General features: G+C 36.9%; 18 protein-coding genes, 1 pseudogene and 1 riboswitch. Of the genes and pseudogenes, 6 read left to right on the forward strand and 13 right to left on the reverse strand.

What is annotated here, in order from left to right:
• Positions 1-119: 119 nt before the first annotated feature.
• The 5 genes from A194_RS0101105 to A194_RS0101125 form a co-directional block, all read right to left on the reverse strand.
• On the reverse strand, positions 120-299 hold the full coding sequence (locus tag A194_RS0101105) for an H-type small acid-soluble spore protein (RefSeq protein ID WP_017185043.1): 180 nt from the start codon (positions 297-299) through the stop codon (positions 120-122).
• Positions 300-313: 14 nt separating this feature from the next.
• Positions 314-499 (reverse strand): H-type small acid-soluble spore protein, encoded by a 186-nt coding sequence (locus A194_RS0101110; RefSeq protein WP_017185044.1) that lies wholly within the window; start codon positions 497-499, stop codon positions 314-316.
• A gap of 127 nt (positions 500-626) precedes the next feature.
• Positions 627-1,187 carry a choline uptake/conversion transcriptional regulator CudC gene (gene cudC / locus A194_RS0101115; RefSeq protein WP_017185045.1) on the reverse strand — a complete coding sequence of 187 codons (561 nt, stop codon included), beginning with the start codon at positions 1,185-1,187 and terminating at the stop codon, positions 627-629.
• 128 nt (positions 1,188-1,315) lie between these two features.
• The gene (locus tag A194_RS0101120; protein WP_029424939.1) at positions 1,316-2,047 is read right to left on the reverse strand and encodes a metallophosphoesterase family protein; all 732 of its coding nucleotides are present in this window, start codon (positions 2,045-2,047) and stop codon (positions 1,316-1,318) included.
• A 16-nt stretch (positions 2,048-2,063) separates the two neighbouring features.
• Positions 2,064-2,816 (reverse strand): 3-hydroxybutyrate dehydrogenase, encoded by a 753-nt coding sequence (locus A194_RS0101125; RefSeq protein ID WP_017185047.1) that lies wholly within the window; start codon positions 2,814-2,816, stop codon positions 2,064-2,066.
• A gap of 253 nt (positions 2,817-3,069) precedes the next feature.
• On the opposite strand from A194_RS0101125, the gene A194_RS0101130 reads away from it, so the two are divergent.
• Positions 3,070-3,429 carry a DUF4870 domain-containing protein gene (locus A194_RS0101130; protein WP_017185048.1) on the forward strand — a complete coding sequence of 120 codons (360 nt, stop codon included), beginning with the start codon at positions 3,070-3,072 and terminating at the stop codon, positions 3,427-3,429.
• A gap of 99 nt (positions 3,430-3,528) precedes the next feature.
• On the opposite strand, the gene A194_RS16840 is transcribed toward A194_RS0101130, so the two are convergent.
• The 8 genes and pseudogenes from A194_RS16840 to A194_RS0101165 all read right to left on the reverse strand — a co-directional run bounded on the left by A194_RS16840 (position 3,529) and on the right by A194_RS0101165 (position 9,391).
• Positions 3,529-4,293 carry a YiiX/YebB-like N1pC/P60 family cysteine hydrolase gene (locus tag A194_RS16840; RefSeq protein ID WP_017185049.1) on the reverse strand — a complete coding sequence of 255 codons (765 nt, stop codon included), beginning with the start codon at positions 4,291-4,293 and terminating at the stop codon, positions 3,529-3,531.
• Between the two features lie 65 nt (positions 4,294-4,358).
• A complete protein-coding gene (locus A194_RS0101140; RefSeq protein WP_017185050.1) occupies positions 4,359-5,081 on the reverse strand; it encodes a DUF421 domain-containing protein in 723 nt (240 codons plus the stop codon).
• A gap of 124 nt (positions 5,082-5,205) precedes the next feature.
• Positions 5,206-6,453, reverse strand: a complete 1,248-nt coding sequence (locus A194_RS0101145) for an ABC transporter permease (RefSeq protein WP_017185051.1) — start codon at positions 6,451-6,453, stop codon at positions 5,206-5,208.
• Entirely contained in the window at positions 6,446-6,805 is a 360-nt protein-coding gene (locus A194_RS21245; RefSeq protein ID WP_423734735.1) for an ATP-binding protein DrrA1-3 family domain-containing protein, read from the reverse strand. Before A194_RS21245 ends, A194_RS0101145 begins: the two co-directional genes overlap by 8 nt.
• Before the next feature lie 45 nt (positions 6,806-6,850).
• A pseudogene (locus tag A194_RS21250) lies at positions 6,851-7,380 on the reverse strand (ABC transporter ATP-binding protein); the annotation flags it as partial.
• A gap of 21 nt (positions 7,381-7,401) precedes the next feature.
• Positions 7,402-8,253 carry an ABC transporter ATP-binding protein gene (locus A194_RS0101155; RefSeq protein WP_017185052.1) on the reverse strand — a complete coding sequence of 284 codons (852 nt, stop codon included), beginning with the start codon at positions 8,251-8,253 and terminating at the stop codon, positions 7,402-7,404.
• Positions 8,250-8,642, reverse strand: a complete 393-nt coding sequence (locus A194_RS0101160) for a GntR family transcriptional regulator (RefSeq protein ID WP_017185053.1) — start codon at positions 8,640-8,642, stop codon at positions 8,250-8,252. Before A194_RS0101160 ends, A194_RS0101155 begins: the two co-directional genes overlap by 4 nt.
• Positions 8,643-8,665: 23 nt before the next feature.
• On the reverse strand, positions 8,666-9,391 hold the full coding sequence (locus tag A194_RS0101165) for a hypothetical protein (protein ID WP_017185054.1): 726 nt from the start codon (positions 9,389-9,391) through the stop codon (positions 8,666-8,668).
• A 181-nt stretch (positions 9,392-9,572) separates the two neighbouring features.
• On the opposite strand from A194_RS0101165, the gene A194_RS0101170 reads away from it, so the two are divergent.
• The 5 genes from A194_RS0101170 to A194_RS0101190 all read left to right on the forward strand — a co-directional run.
• Positions 9,573-10,766, forward strand: coding sequence for a multidrug effflux MFS transporter (locus A194_RS0101170; RefSeq protein WP_050980467.1), 1,194 nt, complete (start codon positions 9,573-9,575; stop codon positions 10,764-10,766).
• Positions 10,767-10,957: 191 nt separating this feature from the next.
• On the forward strand, positions 10,958-12,478 hold the full coding sequence (gene exaC / locus A194_RS0101175) for an acetaldehyde dehydrogenase ExaC (protein ID WP_017185056.1): 1,521 nt from the start codon (positions 10,958-10,960) through the stop codon (positions 12,476-12,478).
• Between the two features lie 23 nt (positions 12,479-12,501).
• A complete protein-coding gene (locus tag A194_RS0101180) occupies positions 12,502-12,864 on the forward strand; it encodes a DUF779 domain-containing protein (RefSeq protein ID WP_017185057.1) in 363 nt (120 codons plus the stop codon).
• A gap of 81 nt (positions 12,865-12,945) precedes the next feature.
• A riboswitch (SAM riboswitch) is annotated at positions 12,946-13,061 on the forward strand.
• Positions 13,062-13,162: 101 nt separating this feature from the next.
• Entirely contained in the window at positions 13,163-14,191 is a 1,029-nt protein-coding gene (locus tag A194_RS0101185) for a methionine ABC transporter ATP-binding protein (RefSeq protein ID WP_017185058.1), read from the forward strand.
• Positions 14,181-14,703: methionine ABC transporter permease (locus A194_RS0101190; protein ID WP_017185059.1), on the forward strand; the 523-nt coding region annotated here is incomplete at its 3' end. The genes A194_RS0101185 and A194_RS0101190, both read left to right, overlap by 11 nt.

The following is a 14,703-nucleotide window of genomic DNA, read 5'->3' on the forward strand; positions in this document are numbered from 1 at the left end:
TAGGCGATATATAATTTTATTAAGCGAATATAGAGATAATTAAGCGAAAATCAAAATAATTAAGCGAAATTAAAACTTATTAAGCGAACGCCTAATTAATTGGGCGTTCGCTCGATTAATTAAATCTTTTCCCTTAAGTTAGATAACTGAGCATCAAATTCATTTTCAGGATCGTCTAAAAAATAACAATGAGCTGTATCGTTATCATTAACATGTTGGATATAAACATTTTGCCCATTGTATTGTACATTTTTCATTTCAGGCGATTCAGCGATTTGCTGTGCACGCAAACGGTCCATTTATACCCCTCCTTCTAAGTTGGGTCGTCTTCATACAACCCATTTAAATCAACTTCCTGTTCATGGTGCATTTCATCTAATGGAAAAATTGCCGCGGTTTCACTGTTTATGACTTCTTGAATATAGACGGGAATACCGTGGTATTTAACGTTAATCATAACAAGTGAATCGATAATTTCCTTTGCACGTTCTTCATCCATAGTTCCTCCCTGCCTTTCTTACACTTATTTTTTTCTGTACAGGTTAAAATATACGATGGAACAACAGGTTAAAAATGCCTCAAATAAAAAATCCCCTATCTCAAACACTAGAGATAGGGGATGATTGTCAATTGTCTTTGTTTTGTTCAGGTGGTGGGAATGATTCGAAAATCTTACCGTTACGAATTCCTTCTACAAGTTGTTCAAGCCAGTAGTAATACGCCTTTGAGTATTCGACTTGTTCATAAAGTTCTCGAGCTTCATCTCGCACTTCTTGAGAAACATCTTCAGAATTCATTACCTCTTCAAAAATTGGTTGAGCTTCTTTAATCGCTTCAAGGTTTAAGTTGACTTCACGCTCCCACTTTTTAGTAAAAAATTTACTAAAGAAACTGAAGAAATCTTTCTCAGCAACGAATGTTTGCTTTCTTGAACCACGACGAAATGACTGTTTGACGATATCAAATTCTTGCAGCTTTTTAACCCCAGTACTCATACTAGGCTTACTCATTTTCAATTTCTCACGCATTTCATCTAAGGTCATGCTTTTCTCAAAATACATTGTACCGTAAAGGTTGCCGACACTTCTCGTAACACCATAAAGGTCCATCGTTTCACCTAATGATTCAATGACAATGTCTTTTGCTTGATCGACGGATTCCCTTGCCTGTTCGTCATTTTGACTCATTTAACAACCTCCTCAGTGTTAAGTTTGTTAAATTTTTAATTTATAACTCTAATATTAACGAAAAATTTTATAATGTCAAAAGTTAATTATACTAAGCAGTTGTCAAATTTGAACTTAATGGTAATTTTTCACTTAATATGTTGATTACCAAAGAAATTATTCAAAATAAACTTACGAGCAGGCACTTCGAGTCTTTCATAACTATTCAGAAACTCTGTTGGATCATATGGAACTTCAAAAAAAGAAGTATTAATATTTCCATTGTCACCAACAGTAATCGTTGCATATTGAGCGATTGGGTTGTGACTACAACCTAAAGCACCGGGGTTTAAAAACAGTTGATTGTCATTTTTAAAATGGTGGACAACGTGATGATGTCCGAAACAGACGACTTTAGACTGTTCATTGTAATAAAGTTTCTCAAGCTCATCAATACTTGGGTCGTAATTAACAGGTAGGAATTTAGGTTCTTTTTTCAAATGGTAATGCAAAAATAAGAACGGGACACCATTGATTTGACGTCTTAATGTGTATGGAATTTCTCTTAACTTTGGGATAAAGTCTGGATTTAAATGAGATGCAATCCAATGATGATGCTCTCGCTCTTCACCTTTACTGTTAGGTTTCTCGCCATCTATAATGCTTAAAACATCTTGGTCATGATTGCCACGTACAAAAGAGATGTCGCCTCTTGAAAATAACAAGTCTAACACTTCGTTTGTTTGGTGTCCAACTCCTATTAAATCACCTAGACAATAAATATGTTCGACCTTGTCTGTTGTATTAATATGTTTTAACACTTCTTTTAAAGCTAAAGCATTACCATGTATATCAGCTAATACCGCAATTTTATAGCTCAAATCATCACCTTCTTCTTTACCATCCACCAGAGACGCTGACAGTTTCGCCTGTTATGGCACTCGCTTTGTTAGATGCTAAAAACAAAGCCGTTTGCGCTATTTCATCTGGTTCTAGCAGACGTTTCATCGGTTGTTTTATAAGTAAGTTTTTCTCTAATGCTTCTTGTTCAGTAGTCTGGTCTTGTTTAGCAAGCTTTGCCAATTGGTTTTCAATTAACTTCGTCCTTGTAGCCCCAGGCATTATGGCATTTACTGTAATTCCATCGTTTGCAGTTTCAATGGCAACGGTTTTAGTTAAGCCGACAACCCCGTGTTTTGCAGATATGTATGCTGATTTGTAAGGTGAGGCTGTTTTTCCGTGAACAGAAGATATATTAATAATTCTCCCATATTGCTGTTTTTTCATAACTGGAACGACTGCTTTCGTTAGTAAAAAAGGGCTTGTAAGCATGACGTTAATGAGTAAGTTCCATTTTTCTAGTGGGAAATCTTCGACACGATCAATATGTTGTAACCCAGCATTATTAATTAAAATATCGACTTGTCCATTTTCTTTAACTACACGTTCAACAAACGCGTTAACATGTTTTTCATCCGTTACATCGACTTGATGGCCTGTTGAGTTGATTAAGCTATTTGCTGCTTCTTTAACTAATTCAGCATTTAAGTCACAAATATGAACATAGTCACCTTCGTTACTGAACGCTTTTGCAATAGCATATCCGATTCCTTGTGCCCCACCTGTTACGATAACCGTTCTATTTGCCATCTATTCTCGCTCCTTAAAGTTATTTAAAACAATTTTACTAAATATTCTAATTAATTCAAACTAATGAAAGTGCTAACCCAGTCACTACATTGCTAGGGCTGGCGATCTTCATCTTTAAAAAAGCTGTTTATTATAAATATGATTTTGGTTTGCACTTGACTACAATCTCCCTCCTCATTAGTTGTTCACAGTCATAGAGCAATTTTAAGTAACATAAAATTGATTAAGGTTTTATAGACAGGAGGGAGAGATGATGACAGGTGAAAAAGAAAATCAACAGAAAAATGAGCCCCCGCAAGACCAAGTGAGTATTGAAGATGCTCATAAGAACAAAGGTTTAGGTATTGTAGCGTATATTATTTTCTTTATTCCATTGTTAGTAGCGAAAGAGTCAAAGTTTGCAATATACCATGCTAATCAAGGATTACTGTTACTTTTAACGGCAATTATAATAAACACAGCCGGAACGTTAATCCCTATTATTGGCTGGCTGTTAATTTTACCGATTGGAAATTTATTTGTTTTTATTCTTTTGTTAATTGGGATTTTGAACGCGGCTAAAGGTGAAATGGCACCACTCCCTGTAATCGGAAAGTATGCTGTAATAAAATAAGTTAGCAATGAAGAGACTTACCATAGAAGTATGGTGAGTCTTTGTCATTAAAAAACAGTCGGCGAATCTTAAATAGCATTCGCCAACTGAATGGGGGAGTTAAAGCTTCAAGTTAATTTTAAAATCAAACTCAGGGTGTTGATACATCACATCGAAACGGTCATCCATTTCAATGTTAGCCTTTAAATCAACTGGAGCGAATAAATAGAAGTTATTTTGGAACTCTACATCCGCACCGTAATAGTAGCTTAACCATACCAGTTTAGAACAATAAATCGCATCGTTAGGGTCATTTAGCGGGACACGTGTTGAAAAGGAAAACTCAGGAACAGAGTTACCTTGTTTTAAATTCGTATCATAGGCATCTACATACTCTTTTGCATATTCAGCAGCAGCCATACCAATGCTCGCGTCTTTTGGACGAGCATGCATCACTTGGGTGTGAACAGAGAGAAAGTTATCGATTGGTGCTGTTCTTACTTGTGGGTGTGATGTGACAGATTCGGCAATACGATATTCATCAATAACAATAGCAGAGTGACCTATGTAACCAGGAGGAAAGACATCTCCAAAGTTATCACTTGCCACTAAAATATCACCAGGCCTAAAGTCGCTTGGACGCCTTACTTGTCGGTTTTCATCAAATGTTAAGTAAGTGGAGTAGGTAGTACCATCTCCAAAAACACACTCGACTGTAATAGGCTCTAAACTTTCATTACGTAAGTGAAAACTTCTTACAGGCTCAAAAATTCCAACTAGTTGGTCTGATCTAAACACATTTAAGTAACTAATTGGGCGCTGACATAAGTCAACATCAATCGTGACTACATCTTCAGTAGAAGTACCAGTGACAATTGGATTCATTGTTAAAACACCTCGTTATTATTCATTACTATATGATATAGGTGTTTAACATGAATCGTGCTTGTTTAATGTAATATTCGCGGAACGTTTAAGTTGTTTTCTTTAAGTGAAATGTGAAGCTTCTGTTTTTGGTTGATCGTAGCATAAAAGATTTCATTAACATTTTGGACCTCTTGTTCTTTCATTCGTTTTTGTAACCAATCATAATCAAGTCCGAAATCTTCTAATACATGTGTGTAAACTTTTCCTTCAACAACAATTGGTAATGCAATGTCTGCTGCCTTTCCGGTAATATTTAAATCAGAACGGGTAACATTAGTGCTCGATGACTTTTTTAACACACTTACTTTACCACTTGATTCAACAATAGCTGTTTTAACCTCATCGATATCAAAGACATCTTTCTCTCTTAAGAGTTGTAAGACGTTATCAATCGAATAGCCGATGTTTTTCATGTTTTCTTTAAGGAATTGCCCGTTTTGGATCACAACTGTCGGCTCAAACGTTACGATTCTGCCAAAGCGCCTGTTAGCAAGTTTAAGCTTAGTAATAACTCGTTGGAGAAGTGCAACTGATACAATAGCAACTGCTGTGTATATGTGGCTGATAGATGGGTCAGCTAAGTCTGCACCAACAATAGAACCGAGAGAAATAATAATTAAGAAGTCAAACACAGGGATTTCTCCAATAGTACGCTTGCCCATATAGATCGTCATAAATAAAAGTAGCGGTAAGATTGTGACTACGCGGCCAATAACGATAAGTGAATCTTTAATTGTTTCTTCCACTAAACAGTCCTCCGATAATAATAGTTAGCCTTATTTTGTCACGTTTGATTGAAATTATATAAAAAAGCTGAACGACAGCACGAAGTTCGTAACAATCGTTCAGCTTTGTAACAATATTACTCTTTTATGCTCTTAACCATTTCCAAATCTCTTGTGGTGTCGCGTTTTTACCGTAAATTAAAATGCCGACTTTAAAGATCTTACCTGCTAACTTCATGAACAACCAAATACTTACAAGTAAGATCGCAATGCCGATTAAAATCTCAATCCATGGCCAATTATCTAAGGTGGCTAATCTTAAAATGAGAATGGTAGGTGATGTGAATGGTATATAACTTCCAACTTGAGCAACGATGCCACTTGGGTCACTTAATACAGGTCCAATAATGACAACAGGGATAAATGGTAGCATCATAACCATCCCTTGGAAGTTGCTTCCTGAACTTGCATCTTCTAATGTCGCACCTAAACCGACAAATAGAGTAGCAAACAATAAGTACCCTAATATCGCGATGAATATAAGGATTAACGTTTCAGGGACGAGTAAGTATTGTAAAACAGGAACGTCATCTAACAAATAGATCGCAATCGGAATTGCAAATAGCATCCACACACCAACTTGAATGAGACCTAAAACAAAGTACCCTAAAATTTTACCTTGCATAAGCTCACCAGGTGTAACAGAAGATAAAATAATTTCAGCAACTTTATCCTTCTTCTCTTGTGATGCGCTTTGGAAAATCATCATACCAGTAATGACAATCGAGAAGAGAACAAGGCCAGCGAAAGCAGCAGGAATCCCTCTTTCAAACGGGTCACTTATTCCTATACTATCAGCTGTTGCTTCCTCATCATTTTGAGCTTCATCATTACCATCAGCCGCCTCAAACAAAATAGGTGTTGAAATTAACTCCATTTGTTCCTCAGTGAGGTTTGCACTTTGTAATTGAAGTTGTTTTAAAGGTTGCTCAATCATACGAAGTTGGTTTGAAAACTGTGGACTGACGTCATCACCTTTTACATACGTAACAACCCCGTTTTCTGCTGTATGTTGATCAATTTGAATGTATGCTGAGTTTGGTTCTTCTTCAAACCGTTCTTGAATAGTGGGGATCTCTTCATTCGTTTCAGCTAAGTCCCAGTTGACTATGTCGTTTTCTTCTATAATTGGTTCAATCATATCGAATGTGCCAAGTTGATCATTTACGTAAACAGTTGTTGCCGTGTCATAATCATCATTTCCGCTCAACAAGTTTGGCACTGTCGCGAAAAATACAAAAATCAGCGGTGTTAAAAATAATGAAATGATAAACGATTTATTTTTAATATTTCTTTTAATTTCCCACTTACCGACTTTAATACTATTACGCATTTGTGCCACCTACTTCCTCTGTGATTGATCGCCCTAGTGCAACGTCAACAAATATTTCATGAAGTGAAATTCGGTCCACTTTCAACTCTACAATATCTAAGTCATTTGGCAAAGTGTGTAACCATGAAGGAAGTTCAATCCCTTGTTCTAAGTATAAAACAGAACTGTGCCCCTCTTGTTCAACACGAGATACTTGATTAATAGATTTAAGTTGATGTACAGGGTTATCACCTAAAATAGTACATTTGAAGTTAGCGTACTTCGATTTGACGTCTTTTAATGAACCATAAATAACTTTCTGGCCACGATTGATCATAAATAAACGGTCACACATTTCTTCAACTAAATTCATTTGGTGTGAGCTTAATAAAATTGCAGTTCCATTATTAGCAAGTTCTTTAATTTCTTGTTTAAAGACATCTTGGCTAACGGGGTCTAAACCAGAGAATGGCTCATCTAATATTAATAACTCTGGTTCATGGATAATCGAGCCGATAAATTGTACTTTTTGCCCCATGCCTTTCGATAACTCTTCAACTGAGACATTTTCTTTTCCTTCTAGTCCAAACTTCTCTAAGTATTGAAGTGCTCTTTCTTTAGCTTTTTTTATTGGGTAATCTTTAAGTTCTGCAAAGTAAAGAATGATATCCATTACTTTTACGTTTTTGTACAACCCACGTTCTTCTGGTAAGTAACCGATTTTGTGACGAGGGATTTCGTTTTTTCCTTGATGGTTGTGAAATGTTACACTTCCATCATCAGGTACATAATTCCCATTATGTTACGAATGGTTGTTGACTTACCAGCACCGTTCGGCCCTAAGATCGCCATAATTTCCCCTTTGTGAACATCAAAGGTAATGTTGTGAAGAACTTTTGTGCCTTTAAATGATTTCTCTAGTCCTTCAACACTTAAAACTGTTTCCATAACTCTCTCTCCCTTAATGGTTTATCGTGTGAGCATAAGTGAAATAACTTCTTCTAAATCAAGGTGCTCACTTGTAACCCAATGAATTTGTTCTCTCTGCAAACAGGCTTCAGTTTCTATTGGGGTATCACTTATTAGCTGATTTCCATTGCGACTAACTTCACCTGGAATGTTCTCTTTAGTTGCTGTTTCTTGTAACCAATACAGTTTAAATTGATTGGTTAAGGTGTCTTTCTCCTCGTGCGCTAATAGACTTCCATCTTTCATGATCATGATGTAGTCAGCTAACTTTTTAACTTCATCGACTTGATGTGTTGTTAACAGTATTGTACGTCCGTCTTGTTCAACCCAATCATTCAAAATGTCGATGACTTTCTGCTTAGATGGGATGTCCATTCCAGCTGTTGGTTCATCTAAAATCATGAGCTTCGCATTTTTAGCGATGTTTAAAGCGAAGTTTAGCTTTTGTTGCATCCCTTTAGATAGTTTGCTAAATGATTTATGAAGTGGGATATCAAATGATTTAATTATATGTTGAAAATTATCTTCATCCCAGTTGTGATACGACTTGCTGAACAATTGTTGAAGCTGATCACCTGTAAATGGGTCACACCCAATTAATTGCTGTGGTTGATAAGCAATCTCTTGTTGTACATCTACAGTTAAGTCTTCATGACCCTGATTAAGTAGACGGATATCCCCATCGTTTGGTTTCACAAAATTTAAGATTGATTTAAGTAATGTACTTTTTCCAGCCCCGTTATTTCCAACAATGACTGTGATTGTATTGGGCTCTAAGTCAAAGCTGATTGGTCCTAAATCAAAGTCATCTATTTGCTTTGTTAAGTTTTGAACGTTTAAGATCGTGTTCAACTTAAATCCTCCTTTCCATCTAAAACATCACGAACAATGGCTTTAATGTCATCGTTTGTGTAATTGTGCTGTTTAGCCGTTTCGATTGCTTTATTAATAGCTTTTCGGACTGTGTCATGCTGCACCTGTTGCATAGTCCCTCTATTAATTTCAGCGACAAAAGTTCCTTTTCCTTGAGCTGTATAAATAAAGCCCTCGTATTCTAAGTTTTGAAAGGCTCTTCTTGTTGTAATAACACTGACTTCTAAATCCTTAGATAAAGCCCGAATGGAAGGTAGTGGCGTACCAGCTATTAGCTGACCACTAGCAATTAACGCTTTAATTTGTTCTTCTATTTGGTGGTAGTAGGGTTCTCTTGATTGTTTCGACAATTTAATTGGGAGCTTCACTAAAAAATCTCCTTTCGAGCAGTTTATACGAAGTAATCCATTCGATCGACTTTGTTTTCAGCATATTTAATCCAGCTCTTCAAACTAACAATGGTGATTATGATTGTGAAAATGACACTATATAAAGGCCATTTTGTAGCAAGTGTGATAGTAGAGTAAACAACACCACTTACTAAGACATTGAATAAAAAGAGGATTAACATTCCAAAAAAAACAAAGGTTATAGAAATCATTATAAATCCTAATTTAGTAACGTGATCGCCAACATCTGAAGCAGGTAGGAGCGATCCGAAAGAAAGTCCAATCCCTAGCCAAATGATTGAAAAAGCGATATATTCTGTTGCGGTCAACATGTTTTGAATCTCGGGCGAAAAGTAATATAAAAGTAGTAAAATGACTATTTGAATAGGAACGGTATTAATAAAACTGACAATGAATCGACTTCTAATGACTGAACCTCTCTGAATCGGTATCGAGTTAAGTAATGTGAAATAAGGTGATGCATATGTGTTTTGACTTATTTTTTGATATTGAAAAGCCTTAGGCAATGCCCATGAGGCAGAGTAAAAGAATAATAACAAAAATACTATATCGAACCCCATTACATTGTTTTCTATATAACCGTCGAACATTGAAATGACAATAAAAGAAAATAAACATACCAATAAAATTTGGTTCGCAATTCGTTTCCATAGGTCAACCTTTAGTTCGAATGTGGCAAGCCAAAACCCTTCTTTCCAACTCTTCATCCAATCAACTCCTATCCTTCACTGTTATACTGTATATATCTATATATACAGTATACGTCTTTTATGCACACTTTGCAACTGATTATTAAAATTCAATTTCTTTAGAACATGGAACATAAGTGTTATGATAGATTTGTTGTAATTTTTTAGGGCGTAGAGGAGTTTTCATTTGACACACAAGATGACGAGTAACCGATTTAAGTTATTGTTAATGCTCGGTGCGTTAACAGCACTTGTTCCATTAACAATTGATATGTACTTGCCGGCTTTTCCAGCTTTAACAGAAGATTTAAATACGACGAATTCTTTAACACAAATTAGCTTAACTGCTAGTTTGCTAGGAATTGCATTTGGTCAGTTAATTATAGGATCAATGAGTGATATATATGGACGGAAGCGACCATTAGTTCTAGCGATCTCTTTATTTGTTATTGCTTCTTTTTTATGTGCAATCGCACCGAACATATGGGTATTTATTGCTTGTCGTTTCATTCAAGGGTTTACTGGAGCAGCAGGAATTGTATTATCTCGTTCAATGATTCGCGATCTTTATTCTGGACCTGATATGACGAAGATGTTCTCATTGTTAATTTTAGTAATGGGACTAGCTCCGATTCTAGCGCCAGTAATCGGAGGGCAAGTATTAACCTTTACTTCATGGCGCGGAATTTTTACGATTCTAGCTATTGCGGGTATTTTAGTTACAATAATGAGCGTGTTTAAGGTAGAAGAAACGTTGCCTAAAGACAGACGTTCAACTGGCGGTTTAAAAAATACGGTGAATGTATTTGTAGCTCTATTAAAGCAAAAGAGTTTTATCGGCTTTGCGCTGATCCAAGGTTTTGTGGCAGCTGCATTGTTTTCATACATTTCCGGTTCATCATTCATTTTACAAGATATCTTTAACTTATCAGCACAAACTTATGGGATTGTTTTTGGTGTTAATGCGTTAGGTTTTATAACGCTTAGTCAAATAACTGGTAGGGTAGTAGATTATGTGAAAGAAGAGAGATTACTTGTCGCAGGGTTCGTTATAGCCTTATCTGGTGGTGTTACGTTACTATTGGCATCGGTAAACGGTGAGAACTTTTGGGCTGTTATGTTTGGACTCTTCTTAATTATCTCAAGTGTTGGCGTATTAAATCCGACAAGTTTATCACTTGCTATGGAAAAGCAAGAAAATAACGCTGGAAGTGCAGCTGCATTCTTAGGTTTATTCCAGTTTATATTTGGTGGTGTAGCAGCACCGCTTGTTGGTTTCCTAGGGACGACTACAGTTCTTCCGTTAGCATCGATTATTCTAGTCTGTCAAATGAGTGCTCTATTATCGTATATTTTATTAGTGAGAAGAAAAGGGGAAGCTTTGGGCTCGTGAAGTCCAAAGCTTTTTTAGGTTATTTTGTTTTGAAAATTCAATCTTTTCTGATAAAATGTTGTTACAAGTTTCGTTGTTTCGCTTTATCATACAATAAAATGTAAACGCATACATATAGAGTGAGACATAAACTTGTCTAACACACCTAGTTCAGTCCTATTAAACTCATTATATAGGGGAGGAATTAATTGATGACGTATGCATTTCCGAACACAGATGGAGCGGTTGTAAACTTTAAATCACGTTATGAAAATTACATTGGAGGAAAGTGGACAGCACCTACCAATGGTAAGTACTTTGACAATGTTACACCAGTGACGGGGAAAGCTTTTTGTGAAATACCTGCTTCGACTAAAGAAGACGTGGAACTTGCATTAGATGCTGCTCATGCAGCAAAAGATGCTTGGGGTAAGACGTCGGTTGCAGAGCGCGCTAATATTTTGAACAAGATTGCTGATCGAATTGAAGACAATTTAGAAATGTTAGCAGTTGCTGAAACGTGGGAAAACGGTAAGGCCGTACGTGAGACGTTAAATGCAGACCTACCATTAGCAATTGACCATTTTCGTTATTTTGCAGGAGCGATCCGTTCACAAGAAGGTACGATTGGTGAGATTAATAACGATACGGTGGCTTACCATTTTAATGAGCCGATTGGTGTTGTAGGCCAAATTATTCCGTGGAACTTCCCGCTATTAATGGCGACATGGAAGTTAGCACCAGCATTGGCGACAGGTAATTGTGTCGTCTTGAAGCCTGCAGAACAAACGCCGGCATCAATTTTAGTATTAATGGAGTTAATAGAAGACTTGTTACCAGCAGGTGTGTTAAATATCGTTAACGGATTTGGCCTAGAAGCTGGTAAACCACTTGCTTCAAGTGATCGTGTCGGTAAAGTCGCATTCACAGGTGAAACGACGACAGGCCGCATGATTATGCAATACGCTTCACAGAATTTAATTCCCGTTACATTAGAATTAGGTGGTAAATCACCGAACATATTCTTTAAAGATATCATGGATGAAGATGATGACTTTTTAGATAAAGCAATTGAAGGTTTAGTTATGTTTGCGCTAAATCAAGGTGAAGTTTGTACATGTCCATCACGTGCTTTAATTCATGAAGATATTTATGACGAGTTTATGGAGCGTGCGCTAAAACGCGTTAAAGAGATTGCAACAGGCAATCCGTTAGATCCAAATACGATGATGGGTGCTCAAGCGTCTAGTGAACAGTTAGAGAAGATTTTGTCTTATTTAGATATTGGAAAGCAAGAAGGGGCTGAATGCTTAATCGGTGGCGAACAAAATGTGAAAGATGGTGAGTTTGCTGACGGTTATTATGTGAAGCCAACTGTATTTAAAGGCGATAACAGTATGCGCATTTTCCAAGAGGAGATCTTCGGCCCTGTTTTAGCGGTTACGACTTTTAAAACAGATGAAGAAGCTCTACAAATTGCCAATGACACACTATACGGCTTAGGTGCAGGTGTTTGGACACGTAATATTAATACAGCTTACCGTTTTGGTCGTGCGATTGAAGCAGGGCGTGTATGGACGAATTGTTACCATGACTATCCTGCACATGCTGCATTTGGCGGTTACAAAATGTCAGGAATCGGACGCGAGAATCATAAGATGATGTTAGAGCATTACCAGCAAACGAAAAACTTGCTCGTCAGCTACAGCCCTCAAAAACTAGGATTCTTTTAAAATTGACGAAAGGGGAAAGGGACATGGTTGAACGTGTAACAGCAACTGAAGAGGCGATTCTATTAATTAACCAACTAAAAGAAGAGCATGGTGAGCTAATGTTTCATCAATCTGGCGGTTGCTGTGACGGCAGTTCCCCGATGTGTTATCCGAAAGGTGACCTACTAGTCGGAGATCAAGATGTTTATTTAGGTGAAATTGGTGAAACACCTTTTTACATTCATAAAAGCCAGTATGAATATTGGAAACATACCCAGTTAATTATCGATGTTGTTGATGGTCGAGGCGGTATGTTTTCATTAGAAGGTGTTCACGGTAAGCGCTTTTTAACGAGGTCTAGAGCGTTTACAGATGAAGAGTACCAACAAATTAAAAATGAATTTTAAAAATATTATTGACATTTAAACGTAAAGTTTTTATGATTGTATTTATCATTTAAAAATTCAAAATAGCAAAAACTTAAAATCTTCTTATCTCGAGAGGTGGAGGGACTGGCCCTTTGAAACCTCGGCAGCGGGTCTGTTATGCGACAGACACTGTGCCAACTCCAGCAAATACTTGTGAAGTATTTGAAAGATAAGAGGAGTCGGGTTGTTTATATAACTACTCACCCCCTCTTCTTATCTTTTTTACAAGGTAAGAAGAGGGGGTTTTTTGTTGTTCTTGTAGAAAGGAGCGATCACCATGATTAACTTTAAAAATGTTTCTAAAGTGTATGAGCATGAAGGTGAAGAGCTAGTAGCTGTAAATCAAGTGAATCTTCAAGTGGAACGTGGAGAAATTTTCGGTGTGATCGGGTTTAGTGGAGCTGGTAAAAGCACTTTAGTACGTTTAGTAAATCAATTGGAGAAACCGACTGAAGGAGAGGTGCTCGTTGATGGTCAGGACGTTTCGTCTTTATCTGCAAAAGAATTAAGAGGAATGCGTCGGAAGATTAGTATGATTTTTCAGCATTTCAACTTGTTAGAGTCAAAAACGGTTTACCATAACGTTGCATTTCCACTCATCTTGTCCGGTGAACCGAAAGATAAGATTAAGAAAAGGGTTGAAGAAATATTAGATTTCGTCGGTTTAAAAGATCGAGCGAATTATTACACTGACCAATTATCAGGTGGTCAGAAACAACGTGTAGGCATTGCAAGAGCTCTTGCAACATCACCTGATATTCTATTATGTGATGAAGCAACGTCTGCTTTAGACCCGGAAACAACTCAGTCTATATTGGAGCTGTTAAAAAGAATTCGAGATGAGTATAATGTGACGATTTTAATGATTACACACGAAATGAACGTTGTTAAAGACGTTTGTGATCGAGTTGCTGTAATGGAGGGTGGGGAAGTGATCGAACAAGGGTCAATTTTTGATTTGTTTACAAATCCAAAACATCAAACAACCCATAAGTTCATTCAAAGCGTCATGAAAGATGATATACCTAAGTCCATTTTGAAAGGGGTTGAGGAGCATAACCATCCACGTCATATTTATCGCGTTACATTTTTGAAAGAACACGCTGGTGAACCTGTTTTCTCAAGGATTGCTAAGCGATTTAATGTTGAAGTGAACATTCTTTATGGTCAAATATTAGAAATTCAAGAAACACCGTTCGGGAACTTAATTGTAGAGCTGCAAGGTGAAGATCAAGAAATTGTGAAGGCAGTTCATTACATCGAAGAAATCGTGTCGGTAGAAAGGGTGATGGCAAGTGCAAGTTAATTTATTAGATTTTTGGCCACGTATTTTAGAAGCAACTCAAGAAACATTACTGATGGTTTCAATCGCCTTAATACTAGCCACGCTCATTGGTTTACCTTTAGGTGTTGCTTTAGTTGTAACAAGAGATAATGGGTTAATGAAAAATAGAGTTGTATTTAATGTGTTAAATGGTGTGGTGAATATTTTCCGTTCAATCCCATTTATCATTTTACTTGTTGCCATCTTACCTTTAACACGTTTGTTAGTGGGTACATCAATCGGTACTGCAGCTGCAACTGTACCACTTGTCTTATTTTCAGGACCTTATATTGCAAGATTAATTGAAAGTAGCTTACTTGATGTAAATAAAGGAGTGATTGAAGCGGCTCAATCAATGGGGGCGACTAATTGGCAAATCATTTATCGAGTTTTATTACCTGAAGCCTTAAGTACAATCGCATTGAACTTAACGATTGCGTCCATTGGATTAGTCGGTGCTTCTGCAATGGCAGGATTTGTTGGTGGCGGAGGTT

It is taken from the genome of Alkalibacillus haloalkaliphilus C5, from assembly GCF_000269905.1.
GTDB lineage: Bacteria > Bacillota > Bacilli > Bacillales > Alkalibacillaceae > Alkalibacillus > Alkalibacillus haloalkaliphilus_A.